The sequence below is a fragment of the Algibacter miyuki genome, from assembly GCF_030409805.1.
In the GTDB taxonomy this organism is placed as follows: domain Bacteria; phylum Bacteroidota; class Bacteroidia; order Flavobacteriales; family Flavobacteriaceae; genus Algibacter; species Algibacter miyuki.
The window spans coordinates 1418667-1439653 of sequence record NZ_JAUFQP010000013.1 but is presented as its reverse complement, the minus strand read 5'-3'; the positions used below and the strand labels follow the sequence as shown (position 1 = coordinate 1439653).

The following is a 20987-nucleotide window of genomic DNA, read 5'->3' as shown; positions in this document are numbered from 1 at the left end:
AACCTTTTATACAAGTCGCTGTTTTTTCTGTGTAAACGAAATAATATGCTCAAATAACACTTAACATTATGACACTAGAACTTATCATATTTATTGCCGCCATACTTTTCGGAATCTTTATTTACTGGCAAGAATCGAGAAATAACGGGGTTTATCGCTTCTTTAATAAAGTGATAAATTCCAAAGCATTACAAATGAAACCGCATGATAGAACAGGCTTTGTGTATCAACAATCGTTTTTGTTACGTGTAGTGTTTGTAGGGTTTTTATATCTTATTGCTATTGTGATTATCCGTTTTTTAATCCCAATTGATGTGGCTACTATTTCTATATTTGCATCGATGATTGTGGGGACTTTAGTTGGAACTTATTTAGCTAATTTTATTTTTAAATCGAGCGAAGTTATAGAAGAACAAGCAGAATCCTTAGAAGATATCATGCAAGATACCATTGAAAAGGGAAAAGATATCTTAGATGATTTAACAAGGAAAGATGAAACTCTTTCTGAACAAATAAAGGAAGCCGAACCTAAAGTAGAAGAAAAAAGTGCTAGAGAACGTTTAAAAGATAAAGGCTTACTTTAGTGAGACCGTTTGTGACTAAACAAAACAATTTAAAACAAAAAAGTGATTTCCGTTTAGGCGGAAACAATAAATAAAATTATAGATGATTAAAAATTATTGGAATAAAGGAGGGAAACAAAAGAAAACAACCATAATTATAGGGTTAATTCTACTCATTTTATTATTCGTTTTACGAGACGATTATCAACCAGCACTGTTGTTTGTTAGAAAATACATTTTTGTTATTTTACTAAGTTTTGTAGTCCTATTTCTAGGTTTACGAAAATTCAGAAACTCAACAAGCACTTTTGGTCGTCTTGCCATTTTAGGGTTCTTAACCGTGTTTTTTGGTGCCATCTATATTATTGGATGGCAATATAAAATGTACGATTACATGAAAACATACAACGTGTTTAATCATTTAAATCGCATTGAAATTAATGAATTGCCATTAACTCAAAACGAGCGCATCCAACCATTACGCAATGTGTATTCTATGGCCAACGAAAGTGTGGGAGAAACTAAAGATGTATCGTTACCACATTTAGTACGTGTTGGCACAGAAAACAAATGGACCATGGCGATACAACCAACTGAAAAGTATATGTGGCAAGGAATGACGGATAATACGGAAGAAGTTTTTGCCGTATCGAGCACAACACCTTTTCCGCGTTTTTCTAGTGAAAACCGTATTCCTGTAACGTTTTCTATTGGAGAATCTTTAAAATTTAGTCGAAACACGTACAATGCCGTAGTGCAGCGTTTTAATATTTTTCAACTATTTACTTTAGAGCCGAGTGATACCTATTATATGAAAAACGATGCTGGAAAATGGGTAGAAGTAGTGAGTTTAGTAAAGTGGCAAGGTTTTTTATTTCCATACCCAACCTTTGGTGGCGTAATGGTTATTGATAGTGGAGAGCATGATTTAAACGATTATTTTGAGCGTATTTTAATAGGAAAAGGAACTTACATCAGTCCTGAGAATATTAAAAACCATCCGTATTTAATTGGTCAAAATACGTTGGCTGAAAAGGTATCACGTTTACAAGCCGAATCTTTAAAGTTTTTAGGTGGTTTTAGCGACCCGTTACCATGGAATATGGAAACGGCAGTTAAAATACCTAACCTAGCTGATGATCAAAATCAGCAACCTTTTGTAACCGATTTCGATTTTTCGGATACCAAAACAAACGCGTATAGTGGCCTTTATCACTGGTTTGGCTTAGAACCTGTGGGCGATGAGCGCACGAGTTTAACGTATAGTGTTTTTGTGCCTGCTGATGGTACCAATGCGTTTTACTATTACGATCATGCTTCTAAGAAAGAAGGTTATGCAGGTGTTTCCGCTATGCCTTTAAAGGTGATTGAGTCAAGAAAAGAATATGATTGGTCGGTGAATAAGCCTGTAGAATTTCGTCCGTACATTAAAAATATTGCAGGTAGAAAACGTATGTTTTTCTTAGGAACTATTTCTGCTATTCGTGAAAACTCTGATAATTTTGATGGATCGGCAACTCCTGATTTAGCTTTAGTAGATAGTGAATATCGTGATGTGGTTTGGATTGATGTAAAACACCCTAGTCAATGGGATAAAACGGTTTACGATCAGCTTAATGAAGCTTGGCGTTCTAGTGAAGGTATTGGTAAATATTTTGCACAAGAAACCAAACAAATTGATGCTATACAACAATCAACAGATTCAATAAAACCGCTGTCTAATGACGAGTTATTAAAACAGCTGCAAGAGGAAAAAAAGGTATTGGAAATTGAAAAATTGAAGAAAGAAATTGATTCGATGAAAGCGGCTTCGAAGTAGGGACGTGAGCAAACATACTTTATTTATTAATGAAAAATTGTTGAGGCAGACACACGCGTTAGGGATTGAACGGCCTGTTTGAAATCCTTTTTGTTTTTTTTTAAACAAAAAGATTGAGTAGTGAAAGCCCGACCTTTAGGGAACGCCCAAAATAAATTTGGCTTCATATTTAGATAAAACCTGACATAATTGCTGATTTAGTTTTAGTTGCATGACTTTTTATCAATTTAGGTTTCGCCTATTTTTTTTGTGATGAATAAAGGGCTGCGAGCGGTATTTTGCTTTTACTTTAAATAATTACCCCCTTTTTTAATATTCCTTTTAACACTTTAGCTTTTGGCTTGGTTTTGGTGACACTGACACAATAAGTTTAAATTAAAATATTTGCTGCGTAAGAATTATGTTAAGAATATTTTTAAAAAATTAAGTATTATAGTATGAGTCAAGTAAAAGAGAATAACACGGTAAAAGTAAATTACACAGGTAAATTAGCAGACGGACAGGTTTTTGATAGTTCGGAAGGGAAAGAGCCGATTGAGTTTACTTTGGGACAAGGGCAATTAATTCCTGGTTTCGAGAAAGGGTTAATCGATATGAAATTGAATGAGAAAAAAACCATTACTATCGTTAAAGACGAAGCTTATGGTGATGTTAACCCAGCATTAATCCAAGAGGTTCAAAAAACAGAATTGCCACAAGATATGGCTCCAGAAGTTGGTATGGGCTTAGTGTCTAAATCGCCAAACGGCCACGAAATTAATTTGCTTGTTGTTGAAGTGAAAGAAGAATCTATTGTTGTAGATGGAAATCATCCTTTAGCTGGAAAAGATCTTGTTTTTGATCTTGAAGTAGTTGAAATTAAATAAAAAAGCGCTTAAAATAAGCTCTTTGTTTTATAGGGCCTGACACTTTTGTTTATGTTATTAAACCATAGGTGTCAGGTTTTTTTATGAAAAATTCGGACTTAAAATCCTTCGAAAACACCCAACCCGAAAAGTGCAAAATCGTATTTTACGGGATCCGATTTATCTAGTTTACGCAAGTTGGTATCTAATTCCAAAAGGGCTTTGGCATCGTTTTGTTTTCTGGTTAGTATGCCTAATTTACGAGCCACATTACCAGAATGTACATCTAACGGACAGGATAATTGACTAGGCGAGAGGTTTTTCCAAATGCCAAAATCGACACCGGTATTATCATTTCTTATCATCCATCGAAGGTACATGTTAATACGTTTAGCCGCTGATTTCCGTAGTGGGTCGCTTACATGTTTTTCTGTACGTTGTAAATGATCTATTTCAAAAAAGGTGCTTTTAAATTTAGAAATGGCTGGCTGTAAAGAATCAGCTTCGGCATATTTTGTAAACACGCCTTCTAAACCATTATGATTAATATATATGTGCTGTAAAGATTTTACAAATTGCATGCAATCATTACCATTAAAAGTACGGTGCACAAAGGGTGCAAGATTTTCTAAATTGGATTCGCTGTGGTTTAAAACAAAATCGTACGGCGAATTATCCATCAACTCCATTAAGGTATTGGCATTTTTGATGATGCTTTTTCGATTTCCCCAAGCAATGGTTGCGGCTAAAAATCCTGCAATTTCAATATCTTCCTTTTTTGAAAACTGATGCGGTATACTTATCGGATCACTTTCTATAAAATCGGGGTTATTAAAAGCGTACACTTTAGCGTCTAAAAACTCTTTTAATTCGGTTTCGGATAATTCCAATGGGTTGTTTGTCATAATAAAACAAAAATATTGTAATAAGTTGACTTTACCCACGTCTTAACAATCAATAAAACTTAAATTCGTTTTATAAATCACTTTATGGCTTCAGCAAAGCATGTTTTACCAATTATTGTTTTTTCTCAATTTTGTTGCACCTCCTTGTGGTTTGCTACAAATGGAGTAATTCAAGACTTAGTGAGGGAATTTCATTTAGAACCTTCGGCTTTAGGGCATTTATCTTCGGCAGTACAATTTGGTTTTATTATCGGAACGTTTTTATTTGCGCTTTTGGCTATTACCGATCGTTTTTCTTCATCTAAAGTGTTTTTTGTAAGCGCCATTATTGCCGCATTATTTAATGTAGCTATGGTATTTGGAAATCAAAATTTATTGAGTTTAGTTATTCTTCGATTTTTTACAGGTTTTTTTCTCGCCGGAATTTATCCGGTAGGAATGAAAATTGCGGCCGATTATTATAATAAAGGATTGGGACAATCTTTAGGTTTTCTAGTTGGTGCTTTAGTTCTTGGAACTGCTTTTCCGCATATATTAAAAGGGTTCGATAATCTGTTTTCATACGCAACCATTATTTATACCACAACTGCGTTGGCTATGCTTGGCGGTGTAATTATGATGGTTTTTGTCCCAGACGGTCCTTATAAGAAATCGGCTTTAAAACTTGATTTTTCTATTTGTTTTGATGTTTTCAAAAAACAAAATTTCAGAAAATCAGCCTTTGGATATTTTGGACATATGTGGGAATTATATACGTTTTGGGCTTTTGTTCCAGTCATTTTAGCGGCATATTTAGAGCTACACATTCAAGTTACTTTTAGTATTCCGATAATGAGTTTTATAATTATAGCCTCGGGAGCAGTAGCTTGTGTTATTTCCGGATACTTATCGGAACGTTATGGTGCAAAGCAAGTAGGCGGGTGGGCTTTAATATTATCAGGAGCTTGCTGTTTGCTGTCTCCTTTGTTTTTCATGGTGCAATCGGAAATTATCTTTATACTATTTCTAATGTTTTGGGGCATGGTGGTTGTAGCCGATTCTCCATTATTTTCCACTTTAGTCGCTCAAAATGTCATTGCCGAACATAAAGGCACAGCACTGACCATTGTAAACTCAATAGGCTTTGCTATTACTATTATTAGTATTCAATTGATAAGCAATTTAACAGCTTTAATTAGCGTGCAATATTTGTTTGTTCTCTTGGCATTAGGTCCTGTACTTGGCCTAATTGCGTTGTTCAAAAAAAGTTAGTTGACTATATTACCATCTACCATGGTTAACTTTCTATCGGCAAGGTTCGCTAATTCTTCATTATGCGTAACAATTACGAAGGTTTGCCCAAACTCGTCACGTAATTTAAAGAATAAACTGTGTAGGTTTTCGGCCGATTCACTATCTAGATTTCCTGAAGGTTCATCAGCAAAAATTAAAGCAGGACTATTAATTAACGCTCTAGCCACGGCAACGCGTTGTTGCTCACCACCAGATAACTCACTCGGTTTATGATTATAGCGGTGCGACAATCCTAAAAAATCTAGAAGTTCTTTAGCACGTTTTTCAGCATCAACTTTATTGGTTCCTTTTATAAAAGCCGGTAAACAAACGTTTTCAACCGCTGTAAACTCGGGTAACAACTGATGAAACTGAAAAATAAATCCAATATTTTCGTTTCTAAATTTAGCCAAAGCTTTATCATTTAGTGCTCCAATATTCGAATTGTTAATTTTAAGTTCAAAACCCTCACTTTCCGAAGCTTTATCTAGAGTACCTAAAATTTGTATCAATGTGGTTTTTCCAGCACCAGAAGCACCAACGATAGACACAACTTCGCCTTTTTTAATATGAATATCAACGCCTTTTAAAACCTGTAAATCGTTGTAAAATTTATGTATATTTTTTGCTTTAATCATCTAAATAGAAATATAGCGTAAAATTACTACTTTATGTTGTGTTGCACAATTTTGATTCAAATTTATTGCATAGTCCATTTTTAAAGTTATATTTATTTTGAATTTAATGAACAACAAAAATGCCTTACAAAAAGTTAGAAGAATACAATATGCAAGTTACAGATGATGTTAAAGATCGTTACAAACATATTATTGAAGATTTAGGTGAAGATACTCAACGTGAAGGATTATTAAAAACACCTGAACGCGCGGCTAAAGCCATGCAGTTTTTAACCCAGGGTTACGATCAAGATCCTGTTGAAATTCTTAAAGGCGCCATGTTTAAGGAGTCTTACAATGAAATGGTTATTGTAAAAGATATTGAATTATATTCCCTTTGCGAACACCATATTTTACCGTTTTTCGGAAAAGCACACATTGCCTATATTCCAAACGGACATATTGTTGGTTTAAGTAAATTACCAAGAATTGTAGATGTATTTGCCCGTCGTTTACAAGTGCAAGAACGTTTAACCAAGCAAATTTTAGATTGTATAAACGATACGCTAAACCCACAAGGCGTAGCTGTTGTTATTGAAGCATCTCACATGTGTATGATGATGCGTGGTGTGCAAAAACAAAACTCCGTAACCACAACATCTGGTTTTAGAGGGCAGTTTGAAAAAAGTGAAACCCGTAACGAATTCCTTAAATTAATAGGGAAGTAGCCTTTGGTATGTTTCTTGTTTACAAACAAGTAAAAAGACTATTTAAATGAACAAATACAAAACATTAGCCCTTTCTATTTTATTCGATGCTTTAGGTTATGTATCCTTTTTAATCCCAGGTATTGGCGAATTTTCCGATGTTGTTTGGGCACCAGCTTCTGCTTGGTTAATGACGAGGCTTTATAAAGGTAAAGCAGGTAAAATAGCCGCAGTAGTGTCTTTTGTAGAAGAAGCAGCACCTGGTTTAGACGTTATTCCAACCTTCACGTTAATGTGGTTATATACTTATGTAATTAAAAAAGAAGAACAAGCCATTGAGGTTTAATGTAAATTAACTATATTGGTTAACCAATTATACAGATAATCCATAATTTAAGGATTTATCCGAGTGAATATTGAATAATAAAGCAATCAAATGGAAGAATTATAAAACCATTTGATAAGTTATTTTTTTTATTGACTTCCCATAAAACATTTGTATTTTTGATATAAATTATAATGACAAATTTCAAAAACATATTATGAATTCATACGATGTAGCCATAATTGGCTCAGGTCCTGGAGGCTATGTAGCAGCAATCCGCTGTGCACAATTAGGAATGAAAACTGCAATTATTGAAAAATATAGCACCCTTGGTGGTACGTGTTTAAACGTAGGATGTATCCCAAGTAAAGCACTTTTAGATTCTTCACACCATTATGAAGATGCCATTAAGCATTTTGAAGAACATGGTATTGAAATTCCAGGAGAAATTAAAGTGAATTTAGAAAAAATGATAAGCCGCAAACAAGCTGTTGTAGATCAAACAACAGGCGGAATTGATTTTTTGATGAAGAAAAATAAAATTGATGTTTATCAAGGTTTAGGAAGTTTTAAAGATGCCACTCACATTACAATTACTGGTGAAGAAACTACTGAAATTGAAGCAAAAAACACCATTATTGCAACAGGAAGTAAACCATCAACATTACCCTTTATCACCTTAGATAAAGAACGTGTAATTACCTCTACAGAAGCTTTAAAATTAAAAGAAATACCAAAACATCTAATTGTTATTGGTGGAGGAGTTATAGGTTTAGAATTAGGACAAGTTTACAAACGTCTTGGTGCCGAAGTAACGGTTGTAGAATATATGGACCGTATTATCCCAACCATGGATGCAGGTTTATCTAAAGAACTTAATAAAGTTTTAAAGAAACAAAAATTCAAAATTAACGCATCTCATAAAGTAAAATCTGTAGAACGTGTTGGTGATGAAGTAATTGTTAAAGCAGATAACAAAAAAGGAGAAGAAGTAGAGTTTAGAGGCGATTACTGTTTAGTATCTGTTGGGCGTCACGCTTATACAGATGGATTAAATTCCGAAGCTGCTGGTGTAAAACTAACCGATCGTGGTTTAGTAGACGTCAATGAACATTTACAAACTAGCGCATCAAATATTTATGCGATTGGCGATGTTATTAAAGGCGCTATGTTGGCTCACAAAGCTGAAGAAGAAGGTACTTTTGTAGCAGAAACTATTGCTGGACAAAAACCACATATTGATTATAATTTAATTCCAGGTGTAGTTTACACGTGGCCAGAAGTTGCTACTGTTGGTAAAACAGAAGAGCAATTAAAAGAAGCTGGAGTAGAATACAAAACAGGTCAATTTCCAATGCGTGCTTTAGGTAGAAGTAGAGCGAGTATGGATTTAGATGGTTTTGTAAAAATACTTGCGGATAAAACAACCGACGAAATTTTGGGTGTACACATAGTAGGTGCACGTGCAGCTGATATGATTGCCGAAGCGGTAGTAGCTATGGAATATCGTGCTTCTGCAGAAGATGTATCTCGTATGTCTCACGCACATCCAACATTTACTGAAGCTATTAAAGAAGCGGCTTTAGCTGCAACTGATGATAGAGCATTACACATATAATTTTGAGTAATTATTAGAATTAATAATTTACTTTTATAAATTAATTTTTTAAGACTGTCTAATTTCGGTTAGACAGTCTTTTTAGTTCAAATAAGAACTTTTAGACAACAAATGCTATTTCTTTATAGTGACATAAAACTTATAAGAAGTAGTTTAATTTTATGCCTAGAAAACTTTTTTTTGAAAAATATTTTTTTATTTTTGAATCACAAAATACTCACAATTAATATGTTATAATTTTACTGTGAGTTTTACTAAAAAAAATAAAAAAAACTTGTGACTTTTTAAATGTACCCGTGTCTTAACAATTGTAACCATTAAACTAGCGTAAGCTAAATTTGAAAACCCCTCTAAATATTAATAACAAATCTGATGAAGATTTGATAAAGGGCATCGTGCACAGCAATGACACTTTGCTTTTTGAAGTTCTATACGATAGGTACGCTACCTTAGTATACAACAAGTGTATGGGGTTTGCTAAAGATGAAGATGAAGCAAAAGATTTAACACAAGATATATTTTTAAAGTTATTTGTTAAATTAGCAAGCTTTAAAGGGAATTCAAAATTTTCAACGTGGTTATATGCATTCACGTATAATCATTGTGTAAATTATGTAACTAGAAATACAGCAAAAAAAATAGAAAAACAATCAGTAGATTATACTGATGTAGAAAATGTAGAAAGCCTTTATGAAGAAGAGGAAAGTGATAGTAGCTTTCTGAATATGAAAGTTGATAAATTAAAAATAGCATTAGAATTGATTTCTCCGGAGGAAAAAATGATTTTGCTTTTGAAATATCAAGACTCCTTGACAATAAAAGAAATTGAAGATGTTTTAGGCATAGGAGAAAGTGCAGTAAAGATGCGAATTAAACGTGCTAAAGATAAATTAGTTGACGTTTATAATAATAACCTTGGATAATGGAAAACCCGTTTTTACAGATAAATAAGCCATTAAAGGAAGTTCCGCAAGAACTGAAGGCTAAGGTTATGAGCGATATTGCCATGGCAAAGTTGATAATGGAAATAGCAGAATTGTTTTCTTACAATTTATCTAGTGTGATAGAATTAACTATGAAAAACAGAAATAAGTAACCAAATACTCAAAATAAAATGAACATTGTCGACAGCTTAAAAGGATCATTAAGCACAATTTGGGAAAGTATAGTAAATGTATTACCAATTATCGCTGGAGCGATTATCGGCATAATCATTGGCATATTAATTATTAAATTAGTTGTTAATATTATAAGGAAGTCATTAAAATTTATGAAGGCTGATAAGCTGGACGATAAATTAAATGAAATAGATATATTTGGCGATAAAAAGATACAATTTAATGTTATTGATGTTGTAGCTAAGTTTGTTAAATGGATGCTGTATATTATTTTGATAATGATTGTTACAGATTTGTTGAATCTAACAATGATTTCTGATGGTATAAAAAGTATTATTGGTTATTTACCAAAATTAATTACCGCATTAGCCATATTTGTTATTGGTTTATTGTTCGCTAATTTTATTAAAAAATCGTTACAATCGTTTTTTGAATCTATGGAATTGTCTGGCGGAAAAATGATAAGTCAGTCTGTGTTTATGTTACTTCTTGTATTTATTGGTATTACCACATTAAATCAAGCTGGCGTAAATACTGAGATTATTACGAGTAACATTACCATGATTTTGGCAGCATTTTTATTAGCTTTTGCTTTAGCTGTTGGTTTAGGTGCTCAAAGAGTAGTAGGCGATTTATTAAAAACATTCTATACTAGAAAAATATATGAAGTTGGTCAGCATATTGAATTCAAAGACGTCAAAGGCGAAATAGAATCTATCGATGGCATTTCGGTAACATTAAAAACAAGCACAGGAAAATTAGTAGTTCCTATTAAAGATATGGTGGAAAGTCAAATAAGAATACAGGGTTAACTTTAAGTTAGGGTTAAAATTTGGTTGGTTACTATTCTGTATTCCGAAACACTTTCTACTTGTCCCTTCTCATTGATTTGAGAAGGGACTTTTTTTTGGTCACATTTTAAATGTATTATAAAAAAGAACTGTTCCCTTTCTGAAGAATTAAGAATAGAATCTATAGATGGCATTTCGGTAACATTAAAAACAAGCACAGGAAAATTAGTAGTTCCTATTAAAGATATGGTGGAAAGTCAAATAAAAATACAGGGTTAACTTTAAGTTAGGGTTAAAATTTGGTTGGTTACTATTCTGTATTCCGAAACACTTTCTACTTGTCCCTTCTCATTGATTTGAGAAGGGACTTTTTTTTGGTCACATTTTAAATGTATTCTTAATCAGAACTATTCCCTTTCTGAAGAATTAAGAACAGAATTAGGCAGTACTTCATTTAATGAAGCGTAAAGCATTACTTCGAAATGTAAATAATATTACACTTTTTAATCTTCTAACAATCCGACATATTTACACCAACTGCCAAACCGCCTTCACTTGTTTCTTTATATTTAGAGTTCATATCTTTAGCCGTTTCCCACATGGTATTTACCACCTTATCTAATGGTACTTTTACATTTTGAGGATCGGTGTCTAAAGCAAGTTCAGCGGCATTAATCGCTTTTATGGCTCCCATAGCATTACGCTCTATGCATGGAATTTGAACTAAACCTCCAATAGGATCACAAGTTAAACCCAAATGATGTTCCATGGCAATTTCGGCCGCCACTAAAACCTGCTCTGGCGTTCCGCCAAGTAATTCAGTTAAAGCACCCGCAGCCATAGCCGATGATACTCCAATTTCAGCTTGGCATCCACCCATAGCCGCAGAAATAGTCGCTCCTTTTTTAAAGATGCTTCCAATTTCACCAGCGACCAATAAAAAACGTTTAATATCTTCAAAATTACCGTCGTGATTTTCAATCACTAAATAATACATCAATACGGACGGAATAACTCCAGCGCTACCATTAGTTGGGGCTGTTACCACACGACCTAAAGCGGCATTCACCTCATTAACGGCTAAAGCAAAACAGCTTACCCATTTTAGAATTTGTCTAAATCGAACTTCCGTATCACGTATAGAATATAACCATTCCACAGGATTAGAATAAGGCGTTGCACCTTTCAATCCTTTATGCATATCGAAAGCACGACGTCTCACATTTAATCCTCCAGGAAGATTACCTTCTGTATGGCAACCTGTGTACATGCATTCTAGCATAGTATCCCAAATGCGATTTAGTTCGTAATCAATTTCCGTTTCGGTGCGAATAGACTTTTCATTTTCTAAAACAACCTGAGAAATAGGCATATTCAAACTTTTACAAAACTTAAGAAGATCAGTCCCTTTATCAACAGGATAGGGGAAAGAACATTTTATTTCAAAATTCTTTTTTGCATTTCTGCGTTCCTCTTTAACCACAAAACCACCACCAATAGAGTAGAAGGTCGATTTTTGGTTTTTCCCATTTATCAAAGCACTAAAAGTGATACCATTAGAATGAAAGGGTAAAAACTTTTTATTAAAAACAATACACGTATCGGGCTCGAAGTCTAGTGCTTTTTCATTATTAAATATAATCCTTTTCGTAGTTTTTATTGAAGTTACAATTTTATCAATATTTTCAATAGGAAGCATTTCCGGATCGGCACCTGTTAATCCTAACATAACCGCATAATCAGTAGCATGACCTTTTCCGGTTAATGATAACGAACCGTACAAATCGACCTGAATCCGTTCTACTTTATCAAAAGTTCTATTAGCTTTTAATTCTGAAATCCAACGTTCGGCGGCGCGCCATGGTCCTAGTGTATGAGAACTTGATGGGCCTATGCCAATTTTTAACATGTCGAATACTGAGATACATTCCATAATTACGAAAACGTTATAGTCTCGCAAATATAAATGGTTTTAAAAGGAATATTCACTTTTTGTTGCGAATTTTAAAATGAATATGATGTTAAGCAGATAATACTTAAATGATATAACGTTTTATACATATTCAATTTAATAAAAAAACATTAAAGCTTTACTTTTCAGCAAGATAGCATTACCTATTTCAACTAGCATAAATATTACCTTTCAACAACATATATTCGCCATCGTTTTTAAACTCGCGTATGGATTTACCAATATAGCGTTTAAAGGTTTTTGAAAGATGACTAACATCAGTAAAATCAAGGTCGTCTGCAATTTCAGTAAGTGTGAAATTGGAATTTAACAATCGGATTTCTACAAGTTTTAGTTTCGACTTAATAATATATTCGCGTAAAGACATATGCACCTGCTTTTTGAAATATTCACTCACGTAAGTGGGCGACATCATAAAAACTTCAGCCAAATTCTCTACTTTTAATAAGTTCGAATCATCTAAATGATCGTTAATATAAGTTAGCATTTTGGTTATTCTATCGTCAGAACTATTTTTTAAAACTTCAAAATAACTCCCTTTTTTCACGTTTCTAATCAACACCTCTAAAATACTTGTCATTAAGCTCGTAATTAAACTCACCGAATGTTCTCCATAATTATTATTTTCATCTAAAATCATGTTAACTAAATTATTAAGATGCTTTCTATCTATATCATTCTGAATAATATCGCCAGGCAATTGGTTGTAGTTAGAAAGTATATAAGCGGCCTCTTTAAACCATTCACTTCTATCAATAGCACGAGAATTTATACTTTTAAAAAAGGAATCTGTAAATTTTAAAAACACAAAAGTGGTTGCTTTTTCTATACTAAAAGCATGACACTTTAATGGAGGAAGTAAAAAAACACTACCTTTATTATAAGTATGCGTATTATAATTTATGCATTGTTCTCCTTGACCATCTTTAATTAAAACCAATTCGAAAAAATTATTTTTAACAGGGCGTTCTTCCCAAACGGAAAGTTCTACTTGTTGTATTTCAAAAGGTTTATTGGGTTCTATTACTCTCATTTTACCACGCTTTTAGATGAAATTATACTCAATAGTACATAAAAAGAATTTAATCGATCTCTTTCAACCTTAATAAACCTTTATTTTTACATAAATTTCCTGTTTAAATACATCAATTAACTTCAATTACGCTTATATCTTTGCATTGCGATTATTGGCAATTAAAACAACCTATTCAATAAAAAAAATAAACAATAATAAAACATAGAATGACTACACCAAACATTTCAAAAACAGATATTATCAATGCATTTAATTTTAGACATGCTACTAAAGAATTTGATCCAACTAAAACGGTATCGGATGAAGACATTAATTTTATTTTAAAAACAGCAAGTTTATCTCCAAGTTCATTTGGTTTCGAACCATGGCATTTTATAGTTGTTCAAGATAAAGAATTACGCGAATTATTAAAACCTGTGGCCTGGGGAGCCCCATTAAAACTAGATACTGCAAGTCATTTTGTATTAGGTTTAGCGATGAAAGCGCCTATGGTAAAGCATGATTCTGACTATATTATGCACATGATGAAGGATGTAAAACATTTACCTGAAGATGTTATCGAGATGTACTCGAAGTTTTACAGAGAATTTCAAGAGCGTGATTTTGATTTGGATAGTGATAAAAAATTATTCGACTGGGCTTCTAAACAAACCTATATTGCATTAGGAAATATGATGACAGCTGCTGCATTAATAGGCATAGATAGTTGCCCTATTGAAGGGTTTCATCAAGCAAAAGCAGAGGCTTTATTGAAAGAAAAGTTTGGTGTAGATACTGATAAATACGGTTTAGCTTATATGACTGCTTTTGGATACAGAAAAGAAGATCCTGCACATGAAAAGTCTAGAAGAAACTTTGAAGACATTATAACTTGGAAGTAAAACGCTAACTACCAAATCTAAATATCCCATATTTTACTAAAATGCAGGTCTTAATTTTCAAGTTAAGCCCTGCATTTCTTATATAAAACAAGTATTTTAATATATACTGAAAAAAAAATCGTATTTGGTTTGGTGGAACAGGAGTAATTCAAGTACTTTTCCAGATTCAAATTTTGACAACAAATGGATAACTTATTAACCTTTTCAATTACCGTATTTACGGGCTTTTTTGCTATTACCAATCCCATCTCAAACATGACGGTTTTTGTATCTTTAACTCAAGGCGCGCGTAAAGAGACTAAAAATGCCATCAATAAAAAAGCTAATTTTATAGCCTTTATTATTGTTTTGGTTTTTATACTTTTAGGAAAGTATATTTTCGAACTTTTCAATATTAGTATTCCTGCGTTTAAAATAACAGGTGGAATTTTAATATTTTTTATTGGTTTTGAAATGTTACAGTCTAAACAATCGAATGTAAAAAGCTTAAACGATGTAAATATTGAAGAAGATATTGCAGTCTCACCATTAGCAATACCTATTTTGGCAGGGCCAGGAACCATTGTTACAGCTATGAATTTCGTGTCTAACGCAGCACCATTACAAATGATTTTAGTTATCCTTATATTTGGATCTATGAGTTTGATAACATACTTCACCTTCAAACTAAGCGATCATATTGTGAGTTTTGTTGGGTATAATGTTATTTCTGTAATAGGAAAAATAATGGGATTAATTATCGCTATTATCGGTACCGGTATGATTATACAAGGTATTAAAATTTCGTTCGATTTAATATCTAATTAGTTTTATAAAGTGTAAATTAGGCCTAGTTCTTATTTGATATTGATGTTCTCATGAAAAAAATACTCGTTTTATTTTCTCACCCTAAATTTGAAAAATCTAGAGCAAACAACGCTTTAGTAAATCGAATTATTGATATTGAAGGTGTTACATTTCATGATTTATACGAGGCTTATCCCGATTTTAATATTAATGTTCCTGCAGAAAAAGAACTATTAGAAGCCCATGATATCATTATATGGCATCATCCTTTTTACTGGTATAGCTGCCCACCATTGATGAAACAGTGGATTGATATGGTTTTAGAATTTGGTTGGGCTTATGGACCTAACGGAAATGCCCTGCAATCTAAAACCTGCCTAAACGTGATTACCACAGGAGGTTCAAGAGAAGTTTATTGTTCCGAAGGAAGTAATAGTTTTACAGTCCGTCAATTTTTAAGGCCCTTTGAGCAAACAGCAAATTTGTGTGGCATGCATTATTTACCACCTTTTGCCGCCATGGAAACGCATAAATTAACCGATGAGGCTTTAACTAATTATGCCAATCAATATGCGAATCTAGTCACTTTACTTCAAAACAACCTGAGCAACAACGACTGTAAGGGATTTTCTTTTATAAACGATATACCTAAACTAAACACCATATAAAATATGACTGGAAGTATACTTTTTCAAGCCATAGTTTTTTTAACCGGAGCAATTATTTGTGTTTCTTTAGCAAAAAAAGTAGGCTTAAGCTCGGTAATTGGTTACCTATTAGCAGGGGTTTTAATAGGCCCTTATGTTTTTGGCTTTATAGGAAATGAGGGAGAAGATATTTTACATTTTGCTGAATTTGGAGTGGTTGTTATGTTGTTTTTAATTGGGTTAGAAATAGAACCGAAAAACTTCTGGAACATGCGAAAAACCATACTCGGTATGGGCGGTATTCAAGTTGGCGGAACCATGTTATTATCCTACATTCTATTTACGCTTTTAGGTTTTGAATGGAAAGTGGCTTTGGTTATTTCAATGGCTGTAGCTTTATCTTCTACAGCAATTGCGATGCAAACTATAAAGGAAAAAGGATTGATGGATACCACCTTTGGAACATCATCATTTTCCATTCTATTATTTCAAGATATTATTGTTATTTTTATGTTGGGTTTTATCCCGTTGTTGTCTAATTCAGACGGTAACGCTTCCGCGGAAAACCATAGCACCAGTTCGAATTTAATAGACAATTTACCTATTGGCCTGCAAACCTTGGCTATTATTTTATCGGTGGTTTTAATTATTGTTGCAGGACGTTATTTGATAGTACCAATACTTCGAAAAATTGCTAAAACAGATGTAAGAGAGTTGCTGATTGCTTCGGCATTTTTAATTGTTTTTGGAATTTCATTTTTAATGGAATATGTTGGCTTAAGTCCGGCTTTAGGTGCGTTTTTAGGAGGTGTAGTACTTTCAAATAGTGAATTTAAACATGAGTTGGAAAGCACATTAGAACCTTTTAAAAATTTACTTTTAGGACTCTTTTTTATGGCGGTCGGTGCCTCGATAAACTTTGTTGTTATCGCGAATAGCCCATTAACTATTGGTGGTATTTTAGTCGCTGTTATTCTTTTAAAAGCTATTGTCTTATATATTACTGGACGTATTTTTAAATTGAAACTTGACCAAAACATCCTGCTTACTTGTAGTTTGGCTCAAATTGGGGAATTTGCTTTTGTATTATTGTCGTTTGCCTTTGGTTTAAATCTTTTAAATCAAGATCAAATGGATATGTTATTAGTGATTACTGCCTTGAGCATGTCGCTAACGCCAATTATTGGCATCCTTAATGAGCGTTTTATACTCCCAAAGATTGGTACCAAACAATCGGTAAAAAGACCAATGGATCATATTGCGAAATCGCAAAAAATAATACTAGTTGGCTTTGGACATTTTGGAAGTACTATCGGACGGTTTTTGCGTTCGCACGGTGTAGAAGCCACTATTTTAGATCATGATTCTAATCGTGTAGATTTTCTTCGAAAAATGGGATTTGAAGTGTATTATGGAGATGCCACACGTCTCGATTTATTAGAATCTGCAGGAATTGCAGAAGCTAAAATACTTATTTGCGCAACCAATAAAATTGCCGTTTCTAAAGCTATTGGTAAAATAATTAAGGATAAATACCCGCATGTAGAATTCATGATTCGGACTAAAAACCGATATGATGCTTATGAATTACTTAATCTTGGAAATGAAAATATCTATCGTGAATCTCTAGAAACGTCGTTAACTTTGGCTAAAGATGTTTTGAGCAAAATGGGATTCAGAAAATATACTTTAAACCGACAAGTACAAAACTTTATCAAATATGATGAAGACAGTTTAAGACGTTTATCTTCGGAACCTAAGGATGAAAAAAACTATATATTCAAAGCAAAAATAGAGTTAGAGCAACAGGAGAAATTCTTAAATGAAGATTTCAAAAGGGGAGTTGTCGAGTATGATAGCCATTGGGATAGTGAACATATTAGAAAGGTTTTAGATAAAACAAAAGACCAATAAATACATCACACGTTCTACCAACCGTCTAACACGCACTGTATAGTGTAAGGCACAAATTCATCTAAAGGTAATTCTTATAAATCATCACATCAATAATTGCTTTCGGCATTATATTACATCATACGTCAATGTTATAAGGTATTCCTATAATTGTGTAACGTATTCATTAGGATTCCCTGTACCTTTATAATAAATAAATTAATAACTATTAATAGCAAAGGATGTTGTACTATACAACGGCCTTTCTAATTAATTAAAACCGTAACCGTAATGATAAAACCAAGAGAGAAAGCACCAGAATTAGAAATAAAATTAGTCAATGGTAGTACGTGGAAATTAAGCGATCAATCGCCGAAAAACTTCACTTTAGTCTTATTTTACAGAGGAAAACATTGCCCAGTATGTAAAAGTCAGCTAGAAGATTTACAACGAAAACTAGATAAATTTACAGATCGTGGCGTTAACGTAATTGCTATAAGTGCGGATACCGAAGACGTGGCTAAAGCAACACATGAAGCATGGGATATTGCAGATATACCTTTAGGTTACGGCTTGTCTATTGAAGAAGCCAGAACATGGGGATTATTTATTTCTGAAGGGATTAAAGAAGAGCCAAAACACTTTACAGAGCCAGGCTTGTTTTTAGTTACTCCAGAGCAAACCATATACTGGGAATCAATACAATCTATGCCTTTTGGGCGACCAAGCTTTAACGATGTTTTAGGAGGTATTGATTATATTTTAAAAGCAGATTATCCGGCTAGAGGAGAAGCTTAATATATCATATTAAGAACAAAAAATTATTTAAATAAAAAAAAGACCAAGCTTACAAGCTTGGTCTTTTTTATAATTCATATTATCTTTTCTAATTTTTAAATATAGACACATTATTTGTGAAAATTCGGTTAAGAATTTTTACTTTTAGGTACTGTAAAATAAAATGAAGATCCCTGGTTTAAAACACTTTCCACCCATATAGTTCCACCGTTATTTTCCACCATTTCTTTACAAATTCGCAAACCTAACCCAGTTCCTTTTTCGTTTTGGGTTCCATAAGTGGTTGAAGTTTCTTCTTCGTTAAAAATATTGGCTACAACATCTTCGCTCATCCCAACGCCATTATCTCTAACCGCTATTTCCCAAAAACCAGGTTTTCCGGAAGCATCAATAGTGATCGCTCCATGGTCTCGTGTAAACTTCACGGCATTACTAATCAAATTCCGAATTACAATATCAATTTGATCTTTATCACTCCACGTAATAACCTTCTCATCGATGTTGTTTGCTATAATAATCGATTTCACTTCAGTTTGTTTAGACAATAGCTTAATACTTTCATCTACTAAAGTTTTAATAGTTATATAGCTAGGTTTGGTTACCAAACCATTCATTTGTGTTTGTCCCCAGGTTAATAAATTATTCAAAGTAAAAGCAATACTATCTATATTTTCACCAATTTGCGGCATAAATTCCATGAATTCGGCAGTTGTTACTTCTCTTTTATTAAACAAATCGAATAATGATTTAAATGAATTTATAGGTCCTTTTAAATCATGTGCTATAATAGAGAATAACTTGTTTTTAGTGTTGTTCGCATCGTTTAAATGCGCCTCGTGCTTCTTTAAGGCCTCCGTGTTTTCTATCAGTTTTTGATTTAAAATATTCTGAGTTTTGTTGTTCCTTTTAAGAATAATGATAATGATTAAAAACGCCAAAATAACTAACGTAGAAATATAAGTATAGCCCATTTGTTTTGCTTCCCTCTTCTCGTTTGCTAAAATATATTGATCTTTTTCATGTTCAGAAACAAGCGTTGCCTTTAGTATTTTTAATTCTTTTCTATTATCGTTTTTATTTATTGTATCAGAAATAGCCTTAAACTCTTCGAGATAAGTAAGTGCGGCGGCTGGATCGTTATTTATTTTTTTTATTTTATATAGAATCTCAAAAATTTGATCTCTGCTTAATAGAATATTGAGCTCTTTGGTTATTTCTAAAGATCTTAAAGCATATGCCTCGGAAACATCATAATTTTCAAGCTCGAAATATGCTTTAGATAGTAGGAGGTTTAGTTGCTTTTTTCCCCTAATCGAATCAATATTTTCATGAATCTTTTCACTTTTTTTCAACCATATAAGTGCTTTATTAAACTCGTTCTGTTCTAGATAAACATTAGCTTTTACCTGATAAACATAAGCTAACCAATCATCCGACTTAAGTTTTTCAAAAATAGAAACAGCTTTATTTATATTTAATTTTGCACTATCTAAATCGCCCATGGAAATATAAGCAATGGCTAAATTGGAAAGAATGATTCCCATTCTTTCTTCTTCACCTTTATTTTCATTAAGTTCCTTAGCTTTTATTAAAAACAAAACGGCTTGCTCATGGTCTTTTTGATTGCCGTATAACGTAGAAACATTAAGGTATAAATTGCTTAACCAGGAATCATTTTTGCTTTTTTTAGCGATTTCAATAGCACTCAAGTATTCTCTTAACGATTTTTCATTTTCCTCTTTATACTCATATTCCCGAGCTAACTCAATTTTAGATTGTATGATAATTAAAGGATCATTAATAGATTCTCCTTTGGATAGTGCTTTTGAAAAATAAGAAATAGCTTTATCTTGATCTCCTTTATCAGAATAATATACACCGAGAAAAAAATGGCCTTTAGCATCTCCTTTAGTATATTTAATGGCTTTACTTAGAGAAATAATTTCATTTGAAAGGACAAATAAACTATCGGAATTATAGTGAATATATTCCCAATTTAAGTCGTGTAATAAATTAATATAAGTGGAGTCTTTTTCAAAATTAGGACTTGCTTTAAGTGTTTTAATTTTACGCTGTATCTCCTTTTTTATGTCGTCTTCCGAAAATGCCGAAAGACTATTGGAACAAAAAAGAAAAAGGATACCTATAAATACATTGGAAAGTAGGGGGTAGTTTGTTTTTAACTGATGTTGCATAAGCAATACTATAAGACTGGTTGTAGTACAATTTACAAAATCCTAGCAAAATATATGTTGCAAAATGATATATATACGCGATTTTAAATGTTATTATTTCCTGTTAGGATTAACCACATAATTAAGCCTTCATTTTAACGATGCAAATTATATTAAAAAGAAATTATAAAACCCTGTATTTCAACTTATAATAAAGCTG

Annotated in this window: 20 protein-coding genes; 15 read left to right on the top strand and 5 right to left on the bottom strand. The window is 32.8% G+C overall.

Annotated elements, in window-relative coordinates; translation table 11 throughout:
* Positions 1-68: 68 nt before the first annotated feature.
* The 3 genes from QWY92_RS18065 to QWY92_RS18055 all read left to right on the top strand — a co-directional run bounded on the left by QWY92_RS18065 (position 69) and on the right by QWY92_RS18055 (position 3248).
* Positions 69-584: a hypothetical protein gene (locus QWY92_RS18065; protein WP_290274040.1), complete on the top strand. Its 516-nt coding sequence runs from the start codon at positions 69-71 to the stop codon at positions 582-584.
* 82 nt (positions 585-666) lie between these two features.
* Complete coding sequence (locus QWY92_RS18060) at positions 667-2382, top strand: hypothetical protein (protein ID WP_290274037.1); 1716 nt, start codon at positions 667-669, stop codon at positions 2380-2382.
* A gap of 437 nt (positions 2383-2819) precedes the next feature.
* Entirely contained in the window at positions 2820-3248 is a 429-nt protein-coding gene (locus QWY92_RS18055; protein ID WP_290274034.1) for an FKBP-type peptidyl-prolyl cis-trans isomerase, read from the top strand.
* Between the two features lie 98 nt (positions 3249-3346).
* Here QWY92_RS18055 and QWY92_RS18050 read toward each other — a convergent pair whose 3' ends face one another.
* Positions 3347-4132, bottom strand: coding sequence for a TIGR02757 family protein (locus tag QWY92_RS18050; RefSeq protein ID WP_290274032.1), 786 nt, complete (start codon positions 4130-4132; stop codon positions 3347-3349).
* Between the two features lie 84 nt (positions 4133-4216).
* Between QWY92_RS18050 and QWY92_RS18045 the strand changes: the two genes are divergently transcribed.
* Positions 4217-5383, top strand: a complete 1167-nt coding sequence (locus QWY92_RS18045) for an MFS transporter (RefSeq protein WP_290274030.1) — start codon at positions 4217-4219, stop codon at positions 5381-5383.
* Here the strand turns inward: QWY92_RS18045 and QWY92_RS18040 are convergent.
* On the bottom strand, positions 5380-6042 hold the full coding sequence (locus QWY92_RS18040) for an ABC transporter ATP-binding protein (protein WP_290274028.1): 663 nt from the start codon (positions 6040-6042) through the stop codon (positions 5380-5382). The genes QWY92_RS18045 and QWY92_RS18040 overlap by 4 nt on opposite strands.
* Positions 6043-6161: 119 nt before the next feature.
* Between QWY92_RS18040 and folE the strand changes: the two genes are divergently transcribed.
* The 6 genes from folE to QWY92_RS18010 all read left to right on the top strand — a co-directional run bounded on the left by folE (position 6162) and on the right by QWY92_RS18010 (position 10601).
* On the top strand, positions 6162-6749 hold the full coding sequence (folE, locus tag QWY92_RS18035; RefSeq protein WP_290274026.1) for a GTP cyclohydrolase I FolE: 588 nt from the start codon (positions 6162-6164) through the stop codon (positions 6747-6749).
* Between the two features lie 46 nt (positions 6750-6795).
* Positions 6796-7074: a hypothetical protein gene (locus QWY92_RS18030; protein WP_290274023.1), complete on the top strand. Its 279-nt coding sequence runs from the start codon at positions 6796-6798 to the stop codon at positions 7072-7074.
* A gap of 196 nt (positions 7075-7270) precedes the next feature.
* The gene (gene lpdA, locus QWY92_RS18025) at positions 7271-8671 is read left to right on the top strand and encodes a dihydrolipoyl dehydrogenase (protein WP_290274020.1); all 1401 of its coding nucleotides are present in this window, start codon (positions 7271-7273) and stop codon (positions 8669-8671) included.
* Between the two features lie 395 nt (positions 8672-9066).
* The gene (locus tag QWY92_RS18020) at positions 9067-9594 is read left to right on the top strand and encodes an RNA polymerase sigma factor (protein WP_336622105.1); all 528 of its coding nucleotides are present in this window, start codon (positions 9067-9069) and stop codon (positions 9592-9594) included.
* Complete coding sequence (locus tag QWY92_RS18015; protein WP_290274014.1) at positions 9594-9767, top strand: hypothetical protein; 174 nt, start codon at positions 9594-9596, stop codon at positions 9765-9767. Before QWY92_RS18020 ends, QWY92_RS18015 begins: the two co-directional genes overlap by 1 nt.
* An 18-nt stretch (positions 9768-9785) precedes the next feature.
* Complete coding sequence (locus QWY92_RS18010) at positions 9786-10601, top strand: mechanosensitive ion channel family protein (protein WP_290274013.1); 816 nt, start codon at positions 9786-9788, stop codon at positions 10599-10601.
* Between the two features lie 490 nt (positions 10602-11091).
* Here the strand turns inward: QWY92_RS18010 and QWY92_RS18005 are convergent, their stop codons facing one another.
* Both QWY92_RS18005 and QWY92_RS18000 read right to left on the bottom strand, forming a co-directional pair.
* Positions 11092-12513, bottom strand: a complete 1422-nt coding sequence (locus QWY92_RS18005; RefSeq protein WP_290274010.1) for an L-serine ammonia-lyase — start codon at positions 12511-12513, stop codon at positions 11092-11094.
* Positions 12514-12700: 187 nt separating this feature from the next.
* Complete coding sequence (locus QWY92_RS18000) at positions 12701-13585, bottom strand: AraC family transcriptional regulator (protein ID WP_290274006.1); 885 nt, start codon at positions 13583-13585, stop codon at positions 12701-12703.
* Positions 13586-13794: 209 nt separating this feature from the next.
* Between QWY92_RS18000 and QWY92_RS17995 the strand changes: the two genes are divergently transcribed.
* The 5 genes from QWY92_RS17995 (at position 13795) to QWY92_RS17975 (ending at position 18593) form a co-directional block, all read left to right on the top strand.
* On the top strand, positions 13795-14469 hold the full coding sequence (locus QWY92_RS17995) for an NAD(P)H-dependent oxidoreductase (protein WP_290274003.1): 675 nt from the start codon (positions 13795-13797) through the stop codon (positions 14467-14469).
* A gap of 183 nt (positions 14470-14652) precedes the next feature.
* A complete protein-coding gene (locus tag QWY92_RS17990; protein WP_290274001.1) occupies positions 14653-15276 on the top strand; it encodes a MarC family protein in 624 nt (207 codons plus the stop codon).
* 50 nt (positions 15277-15326) lie between these two features.
* Positions 15327-15923: a glutathione-regulated potassium-efflux system oxidoreductase KefF gene (gene kefF, locus QWY92_RS17985; RefSeq protein WP_290273999.1), complete on the top strand. Its 597-nt coding sequence runs from the start codon at positions 15327-15329 to the stop codon at positions 15921-15923.
* Between the two features lie 3 nt (positions 15924-15926).
* A complete protein-coding gene (locus QWY92_RS17980) occupies positions 15927-17816 on the top strand; it encodes a monovalent cation:proton antiporter-2 (CPA2) family protein (RefSeq protein ID WP_290273996.1) in 1890 nt (629 codons plus the stop codon).
* 270 nt (positions 17817-18086) lie between these two features.
* Positions 18087-18593 carry a peroxiredoxin-like family protein gene (locus QWY92_RS17975; RefSeq protein WP_290273992.1) on the top strand — a complete coding sequence of 169 codons (507 nt, stop codon included), beginning with the start codon at positions 18087-18089 and terminating at the stop codon, positions 18591-18593.
* 128 nt (positions 18594-18721) lie between these two features.
* On the opposite strand, the gene QWY92_RS17970 is transcribed toward QWY92_RS17975, so the two are convergent.
* On the bottom strand, positions 18722-20788 hold the full coding sequence (locus QWY92_RS17970; protein ID WP_290273989.1) for a tetratricopeptide repeat-containing sensor histidine kinase: 2067 nt from the start codon (positions 20786-20788) through the stop codon (positions 18722-18724).
* Positions 20789-20987: the final 199 nt, after the last annotated feature.

What these genes read in the sequence shown, in the direction of transcription:
- QWY92_RS18065 (WP_290274040.1), top strand. Translation starts at nt 69, where the DNA reads ATGACACTAGAACTTATCATATTTATTGCCGCCATACTTTTCGGAATC.
- QWY92_RS18060 (WP_290274037.1), top strand. Translation starts at nt 667, where the DNA reads ATGATTAAAAATTATTGGAATAAAGGAGGGAAACAAAAGAAAACAACC.
- QWY92_RS18055 (WP_290274034.1), top strand. Translation starts at nt 2,820, where the DNA reads ATGAGTCAAGTAAAAGAGAATAACACGGTAAAAGTAAATTACACAGGT.
- QWY92_RS18050 (WP_290274032.1), bottom strand. Translation starts at nt 4,132, where the DNA reads ATGACAAACAACCCATTGGAATTATCCGAAACCGAATTAAAAGAGTTT.
- QWY92_RS18045 (WP_290274030.1), top strand. Translation starts at nt 4,217, where the DNA reads ATGGCTTCAGCAAAGCATGTTTTACCAATTATTGTTTTTTCTCAATTT.
- QWY92_RS18040 (WP_290274028.1), bottom strand. Translation starts at nt 6,042, where the DNA reads ATGATTAAAGCAAAAAATATACATAAATTTTACAACGATTTACAGGTT.
- folE (WP_290274026.1), top strand. Translation starts at nt 6,162, where the DNA reads ATGCCTTACAAAAAGTTAGAAGAATACAATATGCAAGTTACAGATGAT.
- QWY92_RS18030 (WP_290274023.1), top strand. Translation starts at nt 6,796, where the DNA reads ATGAACAAATACAAAACATTAGCCCTTTCTATTTTATTCGATGCTTTA.
- lpdA (WP_290274020.1), top strand. Translation starts at nt 7,271, where the DNA reads ATGAATTCATACGATGTAGCCATAATTGGCTCAGGTCCTGGAGGCTAT.
- QWY92_RS18015 (WP_290274014.1), top strand. Translation starts at nt 9,594, where the DNA reads ATGGAAAACCCGTTTTTACAGATAAATAAGCCATTAAAGGAAGTTCCG.
- QWY92_RS18010 (WP_290274013.1), top strand. Translation starts at nt 9,786, where the DNA reads ATGAACATTGTCGACAGCTTAAAAGGATCATTAAGCACAATTTGGGAA.
- QWY92_RS18005 (WP_290274010.1), bottom strand. Translation starts at nt 12,513, where the DNA reads ATGGAATGTATCTCAGTATTCGACATGTTAAAAATTGGCATAGGCCCA.
- QWY92_RS18000 (WP_290274006.1), bottom strand. Translation starts at nt 13,585, where the DNA reads ATGAGAGTAATAGAACCCAATAAACCTTTTGAAATACAACAAGTAGAA.
- QWY92_RS17995 (WP_290274003.1), top strand. Translation starts at nt 13,795, where the DNA reads ATGACTACACCAAACATTTCAAAAACAGATATTATCAATGCATTTAAT.
- QWY92_RS17990 (WP_290274001.1), top strand. Translation starts at nt 14,653, where the DNA reads ATGGATAACTTATTAACCTTTTCAATTACCGTATTTACGGGCTTTTTT.
- kefF (WP_290273999.1), top strand. Translation starts at nt 15,327, where the DNA reads ATGAAAAAAATACTCGTTTTATTTTCTCACCCTAAATTTGAAAAATCT.
- QWY92_RS17980 (WP_290273996.1), top strand. Translation starts at nt 15,927, where the DNA reads ATGACTGGAAGTATACTTTTTCAAGCCATAGTTTTTTTAACCGGAGCA.
- QWY92_RS17975 (WP_290273992.1), top strand. Translation starts at nt 18,087, where the DNA reads ATGATAAAACCAAGAGAGAAAGCACCAGAATTAGAAATAAAATTAGTC.
- QWY92_RS17970 (WP_290273989.1), bottom strand. Translation starts at nt 20,788, where the DNA reads ATGCAACATCAGTTAAAAACAAACTACCCCCTACTTTCCAATGTATTT.